Source organism: Microcoleus sp. AR_TQ3_B6 (assembly GCF_036702785.1).
Classification (GTDB): Bacteria; Cyanobacteriota; Cyanobacteriia; order Cyanobacteriales; family Microcoleaceae; genus Microcoleus.
Window position 1 is genome coordinate 1 of the sequence record NZ_JAUBVJ010000156.1, and the last position, 8,985, is coordinate 8,985.

At 42.1% G+C, this 8,985-nt stretch carries 6 protein-coding genes, 1 rRNA gene and 1 pseudogene; 5 read left to right on the forward strand and 3 right to left on the reverse strand.

All coding sequences use genetic code 11. From position 1 onward, the window contains the following. Positions 1-71: 71 nt before the first annotated feature. Complete coding sequence (gene nadC / locus QUB56_RS35550; RefSeq protein ID WP_332961065.1) at positions 72-932, reverse strand: carboxylating nicotinate-nucleotide diphosphorylase; 861 nt, start codon at positions 930-932, stop codon at positions 72-74. A 474-nt stretch (positions 933-1,406) separates the two neighbouring features. Here nadC and vapB point away from each other — a divergent pair, with 474 nt between their 5' ends. From vapB to QUB56_RS35565, 3 genes are all read left to right on the forward strand, one after another. Continuing rightward, complete coding sequence (gene vapB / locus QUB56_RS35555; protein ID WP_332961066.1) at positions 1,407-1,610, forward strand: type II toxin-antitoxin system VapB family antitoxin; 204 nt, start codon at positions 1,407-1,409, stop codon at positions 1,608-1,610. 156 nt (positions 1,611-1,766) lie between these two features. After that, positions 1,767-2,936 carry an AAA family ATPase gene (locus QUB56_RS35560; protein WP_332961067.1) on the forward strand — a complete coding sequence of 390 codons (1,170 nt, stop codon included), beginning with the start codon at positions 1,767-1,769 and terminating at the stop codon, positions 2,934-2,936. A gap of 2 nt (positions 2,937-2,938) precedes the next feature. Then, positions 2,939-3,706, forward strand: coding sequence for a DUF3226 domain-containing protein (locus QUB56_RS35565; RefSeq protein ID WP_332961068.1), 768 nt, complete (start codon positions 2,939-2,941; stop codon positions 3,704-3,706). A 60-nt stretch (positions 3,707-3,766) separates the two neighbouring features. Here QUB56_RS35565 and rrf read toward each other — a convergent pair. Further along, positions 3,767-3,883, reverse strand: a 5S ribosomal RNA gene (rrf, locus tag QUB56_RS35570). Between the two features lie 329 nt (positions 3,884-4,212). Here rrf and QUB56_RS37590 point away from each other — a divergent pair. Next, positions 4,213-4,329, forward strand: a pseudogene (locus tag QUB56_RS37590) (DUF6753 family protein); the annotation flags it as partial. 278 nt (positions 4,330-4,607) lie between these two features. Beyond that, entirely contained in the window at positions 4,608-6,380 is a 1,773-nt protein-coding gene (locus tag QUB56_RS35575) for an ATP-binding protein (protein ID WP_332961069.1), read from the forward strand. 743 nt (positions 6,381-7,123) lie between these two features. Here QUB56_RS35575 and QUB56_RS35580 read toward each other — a convergent pair. Continuing rightward, positions 7,124-8,704, reverse strand: a complete 1,581-nt coding sequence (locus QUB56_RS35580; protein ID WP_332961070.1) for a cytochrome P450 — start codon at positions 8,702-8,704, stop codon at positions 7,124-7,126. Between the last annotated feature and the right edge of the window lie 281 nt (positions 8,705-8,985).

Consider the following 8,985-nt stretch of genomic DNA (forward strand, 5'->3'; position numbering starts at 1 on the left):
ACAGTCAACAGTCAACAGTCAACAGTCAACAGTCAACAGTCAACAGTCAACAGTCAACAGTCAACAGTCAACTAACTATTAATTTTCATGCTCAAATCCAGCCAAGTCGATCGCGTAATCGGAGCACTGGTAGAAATATAGTCCACTCCGGTTTCGGCTACACTTCTAATTGTTTCTAAAGTAACATTGCCAGAAGCTTCAATTTTTACCCGATCGCTCTTTTGGCGAATTATTGCCACTGCCTGCCGCATCAAATCAAAGGACATATTATCTAACATGATAATATCGGCTTTGTGCTGCAAAGCTGTTTCTACTTCGGCGAGAGTTTCGGTTTCGACTTCGATCGTCAGCGGATAGGGGATAGAATTGCGAATTAGGGCGATCGCCTCTGCAATTCCCCCAGCCGCGGCAATGTGATTGTCTTTAATCATCACCGCGTCATCTAATCCCATCCGGTGATTGCTAGCACCGCCGACTTGAGTTGCGTATTTTTCCAACAATCTCAATCCCGGCGTCGTCTTGCGCGTATCCACTAATTGCACGGGCAAATCGGCAATTTTGTCAACATATTTCTGAGTTAATGTAGCGATGCCGCTCAAACGCATTGCCAAGTTTAATGCTACTCTTTCTCCGGTTAGCAGCGCATCGAAATTGCCGGAAATCTCGGCGATTACTTCTCCTTTTTCGCACAGTTTCCCTTCTGGTACTTGGGGGATGAAACTGAGGCCGCTGTCTAAAAGTTTAAATGTGCGATCGGCAATTGGCAATCCGGCAATGACTCCAGCTTCTTTGACAATCCATTTAGCAGTACCCTGGATGCTGTTTGCGGGAAATAAAGCCGATGTTGTGCGATCGCCCCTACCGATATCTTCTAGCAGCCAGTTGTGCAATAGGGAGTCTAAAACTATCCAAGGCGGTAATATTGCTGTCATGTTTTTGTCGGTTGTTATATCAAGTTTAGGGCGGGTGGGGCGCAGAAACCGTTTTTTTTACGAAAACACTGGATTTGAGCCTTTAACGCTGGTAAAAAACCCGGTTTCTTTGGTATTTATGCGTAAGTCATAAGCCGGATTTGGGATGATATCTATTAGGAACGATAGTCGATCGGGTAATTTTAGGCAAGTTGCAAAATAAGGATGGTGTGAGTGCGGGGGCGATTCCCTTCGGGATAGCTTCGCTTCACGGGATTTGCGAGGCGGGGGCGATTCTAGTACATTAGGACTTACGCATGAGAGTCCAGAAACCGGGTTTTTTAGCGAATCTGTGGGCGCGATCGCTCTTTTCGTAAAAAAACCCGGTTTCTTTGGTCGGAGTGCGTCCAGGAATCTAAATAATGGGGTATTCTGTTGCTGACTTTGGGTGTGGGTGCTTTAATGGAGTAGATGGGGCGATCGCGAGCAGAAACCATGATACAGCCAGTCATTTTAGAAAAATTAGCAGAACTCCCTGACTCTCTTCAGACAGAAGTCCTTCATTATATTGAGTTTTTGATAGAAAAGCAGGCTAAAAACTCAACCCAAGAAAAGCCGACAAAGCGAGGCCGACTTGGAATTTGGAAAAATAAAATCTGTACCGCTGATGATAGTGATGAACCTCTCGAAGGAAAGTAATTACCGTCGATAATAGTGTAGTATTGTGATGGCGAGCCAAAGCGAATAAATCGCCATGGCTTTGATTGAGTATAGTTGTGGCAGGTATCCTATTGACAACGTTGAGTCTTAGTGATTAGATAGAAGCAATCTCAACTCTCATAAAAAATCAGGCTCTTGAAGCCAGTTCCTATGTCTCATGTATTTGACCGTTTACAAATCAGTGGCTATCGCGCTCTTCAATTAGTAAATCTGTCTCAACTAGGACAGGTAAACATTTTTGTAGGCGATAACAATGCCGGAAAAACTAGCATTCTGGAAGCTATTTCGATTTTATGCAATCCACTCGATCCCTTTCAGTGGCTTGAGGTTTCACAACGCAGATTATATCTCGGTCGATCGCAATTAATCTCACTTCGACCCAACATTGAGGCATTGAAATGGATTTTTTCTCAAAAAATAGGTGCTTCTAATGACGAAATTTACCAAGCTGAAATTCTGATACAAGCAAATGGGACTACACCCATACATGAATTGAAAGCAAAGCTTGGAGAAATTTATGGTAGTGGAGTAGAAAAAAACAATCAAAAAAGCTTTGATAAAGATATATCTTCTCCAGAAGAAGAGGTGTCTTCTCCTGAAATTGACTCAGTTAGAGTCGGTCTAGAATTAGAAATTGCAGTCAACCTAGCTTCAGCACAACTTAATTTATTCCCCCCTGAAGCAGAACGTGAAATATTTCAGTTTTGGGAAAACGAGCGATTTGTCCAGCGCCGACGCAATAAACCCATCGTTAAAAATGCAACTATATTTCCTTCCTATTCTTCATCTGAACCTATTCTAGAGCGGCTATCACGAATCATCAGGCAAGAAGAAGATGGTAAAAATGAAGTATTAGAATTGATTCGCTCCTTTGACAATAATATTCTTGACATTGAAATACTTCCCATGCCAACCGCTCTAGCCACTCTTTACATAAAACATAAAGAGCTTGGCTTGGCTCCTCTATATGTATTTGGCGATGGATTTAAGCGAGCTTTAGTTATTGCTCTCACTTTGTTGACTACAGCTAATGGTGTACTTCTAGTTGATGAAATTGAGACATCTATCCATGTTTCAGCCCTTGGCCGTGTATTTTCTTGGCTGATTGAAACCTGTCGCCGCCGAGAAATACAGCTTTTTGTGACAACTCACAGTCTCGAAGCTATCGATGCAATGCTACAGCCTGAAATTGCTACAGACAATGTTGTAGCTTTTCGACTAAACCATAATGGACAAGCACCCCAGAGGTTTTCTGGTAATTTGTTGCATAGGTTGCGTTCAGAGCGTGGACTGGATGTGAGGTGATTATGGTTAGGTACTGTTACATCGTTGGAGAAGGCCCTCAAGATATTGAATTCTTGATTTGCTTTCTCAAATATTACGGTTTAAAGCGAGTTACTCTTTTATCTAAACTTGACTCATTTTGGGAGCCACTTGTACCTAAAACATTTCCGATAAATGATGATTTGATGAAGCGTGTGCCTGTTCCAGTATTTTTACAAAATGCTGAGCTATCAGTTGCTTTACATAGTGCTATTGGAATTACACGCTTGTCAAATACTATCGAGGAAAGCCTTGCTATAATTCCAGCTTCAGATATTTTTGGTATTGGTATTTTTTTAGATGCTGATGATGTCGAAACACCTCAAGAAAGATTCGATAAACTAATTGCTGAGTTGTCTCCACTAGGTTTGTCCTTACCTCCAACACTGGGCGAAGTCATGAAAGGTTCCCCTAGATGTGGAATTTTTATCGCTCCTAATAACAGTGACCCAGGAACCTTAGAAGATCTTTTGTTGGAATGTGCAAAGTTAAACTATCCAAATCTACTATCTATGTCTACTAACTATGTTTCTGCCATTGATACTAATCAATTAACCAACAATGACTTGAAGGAGTTAAATAAACCAGCAGGCAAAAATAAAGCAGTGATTTCAAGCATCAGTAGCATACTAAGACCGGGCAAGGCTCTGCAAGTTTCTATACAGGATAATCGATGGATAGATGAGAAAACAATGGAATTGGATAGCATCAAGCTTGTCAAAAAATTTCTTGATGAAGTTATTTTACCCTAACCCCCCAAACACTAAAGCTCTTTTCCGTCGTTGCGGGAAAAGAGCTTTAATTTATGATTAACCTGGCACTGAGCTATTTTACCGGGCAGTGACCCGCCGAGTATCTTCGCCATAGCAACGTTTAACAACCGAGTTCGGGATGGATCGGAGTGGTTCCATTACATCATAAGCACGATGGTGTTATGATTCTATGAAAATAAAAACGACTGGAATGGACAATTATTATGACTATTCCTGATATTACGATCGCCCTTATTGCAGCAACTTCCCGAATCATTCTTGCCAAAAGTCAACGACTTCATCGACTTTGTGATGCACAAGCACCAAAATAGAATAGCTGAACCCCAACTCCCAGACGATATTGCCAAAGCTTGAGCAAAATGGTTCGAGGAAGTCGATCGCTTAGAAGTAAGGACTAATGAGCCCGATCGCGAATTTAAGCTACACTAAAAGCTATAGCACTTCATCTAACTCAAGAGCAGGCCGAGACTTGACGGTGGGCAACTAGCGCTGACGGGAAGTTTGCACCAAATTTTATCCGGTGGAATTCTGATAGTTGTGCTAACTTAGAAGGCAAAAAAGATGTTCGGCGTTTGCGAGTAACATTGGAACGGGCGGGGTGACGAGCTACTGCGGGGTTCTGCACGATTTAGGTAGAGCCTTTAGAAAAGCGTAAATTCAAGACGTAAACGCTGTAAGGGAAAACCTATCCTAAACCTAGGAGTTGTCGGTTTTCAAACTCAAAGGCTTAAAATGAGCAAATAGGGTGCACTGGGTCAAGCAAATCTCCTGTACCGCTAGAGAATGTTATATGGGGCACCATAGTTTAGGACAACGGTTATCCAGTCTCAGAGTTGGCCAAAAGATCGGTTTAGGATACACCCTTGCTCTAGGCATTGCTGTGTCTGGAACAATTGCTGGTTTTGGAATTGGCGATCGTTATCAACAACAGACTCAAGAGCGAGAAAAACACGCGCGTAACGAAGTGGAAGTTCTGCATCGTCTGCAATCTCGAGTTCTCCAAGCCCGAACCCACCAACAACAACTCATTCCTTTAGCGCAATACCCAGAAAAATTTGAGGCTGAATATGCTCACCTGCTGAAGCATGAAAGGGAAATTCAAGAAATTTGGGCTGAACTTAAGGCATTTGTAGCAAAGTCTCGAACCCTAAAAGCTGCTGTGCGTCAAGCAACGATTACAGACTTTTTCCAAACCTATGAGGGTATACCACAACTCTACTCACAGGAATTAGAACGCCGAGTTGAACGAATTCGTAGTCTGAATCTTGAGTCACCCACTGATGTTGAGCAAGCCCAAGCGCTGATGTTGGAATTTACCAACAGCCCTTTTGCGCTTGAATTCGATGGCATCTCCGATGATTTAGTGGGTTTAATTGACCGAGCTTACCAAGAACTTGAGGTAGCAACAAGGTCATATCAACAGGCTAGTGAAGTTGCTGAGAAAGTGGTAGTTGCAAGTATCGGATTGTCTGTTGCGATCGCCATTCTTTTGGCATTTTTGACCAGCCGAGCAATTGCCCAACCCATTCAATCTCTTACCAGCGTTGCCAGACGAACTACTGAAGAATCTAATTTTGAGTTACAAGCGACTGTGGAGCAAGATGATGAAATTGGAATGCTTGCCCATGCCTTTAACCAATTAATTCGCGCTGTTCAACAACTGTTACAGCAACAGAAAACAGCCAACGAACAACTCGAAAACTACAGCCAAACCCTTGAATCTAAAGTTAAGGAAAGAACCCAAGTAATCAGCCACAAAAATACGCAGTTGCAACAACTCTTACAGGAACTGCAACGCACTCAGGTTCAGATGGTGCATAGCGAAAAGATGTCTGCTTTGGGGCAAATGGTGGCAGGGGTGGCACACGAAATCAACAATCCAGTCAACTTCATTCACGGCAACTTGACTTATGTGCAGGAATACGCTCACAATTTATTAAATTTTTTGCAACTATACCAGAATTACTATCCCGACCCAGCACCCGAAATCCAAGCTGAGGCGGAAGATATTGATATCGAGTTTATCCAAGCCGATCTACCTAAAGTCCTCGACTCCATGAAACTCGGCACGGATCGCATTCGCCAGATTGTGTTGTCACTCCGCAACTTTTCACGAATGGATGAAGCTGAGTTCAAAGCCGTTGATATTCATGAGGGCATTGATAGTACGTTGTTGATTTTGCAGCATCGCTTGAAAGATAAAGCAGAGCGTCCAGCGATTCAAGTAATTCGTGATTATGGTAATCTACCGCTAATAGAATGCTATCCCGGTCAAATCAATCAGGCGTTTATGAACATCCTGGCAAATGCTATTGATGCCCTGGAAGAAGCCAACCTCAAACGAACCTATCAGGAACTCAAGGAAAATCCCAACCAGATTACCATTCGGACTGGCATGATTGATTCAAAGTGGGTAAAAATTGCAATTTCTGATAACGGAACGGGAATGTGTGAATCTGTTCAGAAACGCCTCTTCGATCCATTCTTCACCACAAAGTCTGTCGGTAAGGGAACGGGCCTGGGGCTGGCGATTAGCTATCAGATTGTCACTGAGAAACATGGCGGTAAGTTAGATTGCTTCTCAATACCTGGTAAGGGCACCGAGTTTGTGATTCAAATCCTTGTGCAGCAGCAAATCCGTCATGCGGTTTAACAAAATGCGCCCCACCGCCGAAAGGTTTTCTGTTAGGCTTTTGAGGTTATCTGCTATGAGGTTTTAGTGGTAATATTCACTTTCTCTTTTCGCCTAACTCCCCAAAAAACTAAAGCCTTTTTCCGTTGTTGCGGGAAAAGAGCTTTAGTTTATTATTAACCTGGCACTGAGCTATTTTACCCTGCAGCCACCCGCCGAGTATCTTCGCCATAGCAACGTTTAACAACCGAGTTCGGGATGGATCGGAGTGGTTCCATTTCTGCTTCATTTGCGATCGGTTTTGGTTGATACCTAACAAGTAAATCTGTATAAGATTTGGCATCAAAAGTACGGAGCATTTTTCCACTCATCCTTACTTACACCATATTCTAGGTTTATTAAGTACAGTAGCAGCTATATTGTGTGGTACGTGTTATGTAGGGTGCGCCACTGTTTTATAGTCCACATGGAAATTGCAGATTGTTGAGGGCAACGCACCTTACTTACAACAAAATTGTGTGTACCGCATATAAATGGAATATGCTGTATCTACTTCAATCTAATCCAAAGCTAGTTGAAGATGTTTCCGATTCCGCAATAATCTTTGGGATTTCCTAGGCTGATTTCTTTGATAAATTTCTTTCCCCTTCCCATTGCTCAAACGAATTTTACCCCAGATTACCTATTTTCCTCTCCTTATAGTGACAGAAGAGCGCTAATCGGCCTATCTTGTATATTCCTAAAAATTGCGGTGTTTGAAAAGTTTAGGCTCCGTTTCTCTCTCGAAAGCGTACTGGCATTCGATCTGAGGGAAAAATTAACAGGTTTTGCTGTAATTCATCGAGAGAAGAACGACCGTTAACTAACTCCCAATCGAAGTGGCGCACCAATAATGCTAACATCATTGTTCCTTCCAGCATTGATAGATGCTCTCCTAAGCAACGATGTGACCCTGAGCCAAAGTGTATCATTGGCAGTGAACTTGTTTCCTTATTCTTGTCTAGCCAACGTTCGGGCAGAAATTCCTCTGGGTTAGCATAAACTTCTGGATCTCTTCCGGCTGCAAGCATTGACCAGGATATTCTTGTCCCACGCGGAATCACTGTACCCTCAATTAGAGTATCCCGTTGAGTCTCCAATGGAGTTGAGCCAGAGCCAACTGAATAAAGGCGCAGTGTTTCTTTGATAATGGCACGAATATAAGCCAATTCTTTGAGGTTTTTTAGGTTAATCCCACTTTGTTTTTGCCAAGCTTGGTCAACGATATCTCGTGCTTGTTGAAATACTCTTTGATTTAAGCTCAATTCGCCAACTGCAAAGGATAAAGTATGGGCTGTGGTGTCAGTACCAGCTATTAATAGTTCAATCGATTCTGATATTAAGGTTTCGCGATCGTATTTTGGTTCTTTAGCCGCGATTTTGACTAACATTGATTCCCTAAACAAACTACTGACTTCTGGGAAATCAGTTGGATTTTGTTCTCTCATCTGTAAAGCTAAGTCTACGCGGGGAGTAAGGAATTCCGTTAAATATCGCCTTGCTGCCCAATAATCCCGTGAATTCTGAGTTGGCAAATATTTCATCCATCTTTTCTCCCCCGTAGCTTGTCGCAGGAAACGATAGCCTAGAATAGATATCGCTTCGTACACCTTGCTAACTTCCAGGGGGGAACCTTCCTGACTGGTACTATTTCTATCTACAGGAATACCTAGTACAAAAGAGGAAATCACCCTCATTGTTAGTTCCACAAACAGAGGATCTACCTCCACCTCTTTTGGGGGGGCAACTTGTTTCAGTGTCTCAATGACTTGTTCGCAAGCTTGGCTAATTATTTCCAGATATTTGGAAATATTGCTCGAACTAAATTCTGGATTCCAAGCCTGCCGTCGCCACTGCCACTCCGTTACAGTTTCTCCGAGCATAATAGAACCGCTGATATCGTTCCATGCTTGACTTACTGGCTTGGATCTAATTAAGCTACCATCTCTCATCCCATTGATAATGGTATTGTCAATTACTTTTGGTTTACTTAAAATCACAGATGGGCTCCTGCCATTCCAGATGACGTACATCGGACCTAACTGCTGGCTCCAATTAAAAATTTGCTGAAAAAATTTCTTCTGTTTTACTGCTACTAATATTTGTGGCAGATTTCCTAACACCCAATATTGGGGAGGCGAAGGGAGTGATTGTAGCGATTTATACGTTTTCTTTCCTTTCCACCATCGCCAACTCAGTATAGACGCTATGCTAGTAAAGCCTAATACTATTACTAAATATGACAAGAAGGAAGAATCATTTAATTGAGAAGTAATGCTTTGAAACATATATTTGCCCAATTCCATAGTTTTTATTACCCATATACTACCTTGAAATGGAAATTAAGTAAGTCAACTTAATTAAATATAAAACGTTCGACTTGGTAATGGCCTGATGTGGCTCTAACATTAACTCCTTTAATGATTGCCTGGGATAATTCTTACTCGTCTTCAAATACGCAACAAGTTCTGGACTTACGCACTTGTCATATTATAAACATCTGTAACTCACCAAAAAACTAAAGCCCTTTTCCGTTGTTGCGGGAAAAGGGCTTTAATTTATTATTAACCTGGCACTGAGCTATTTT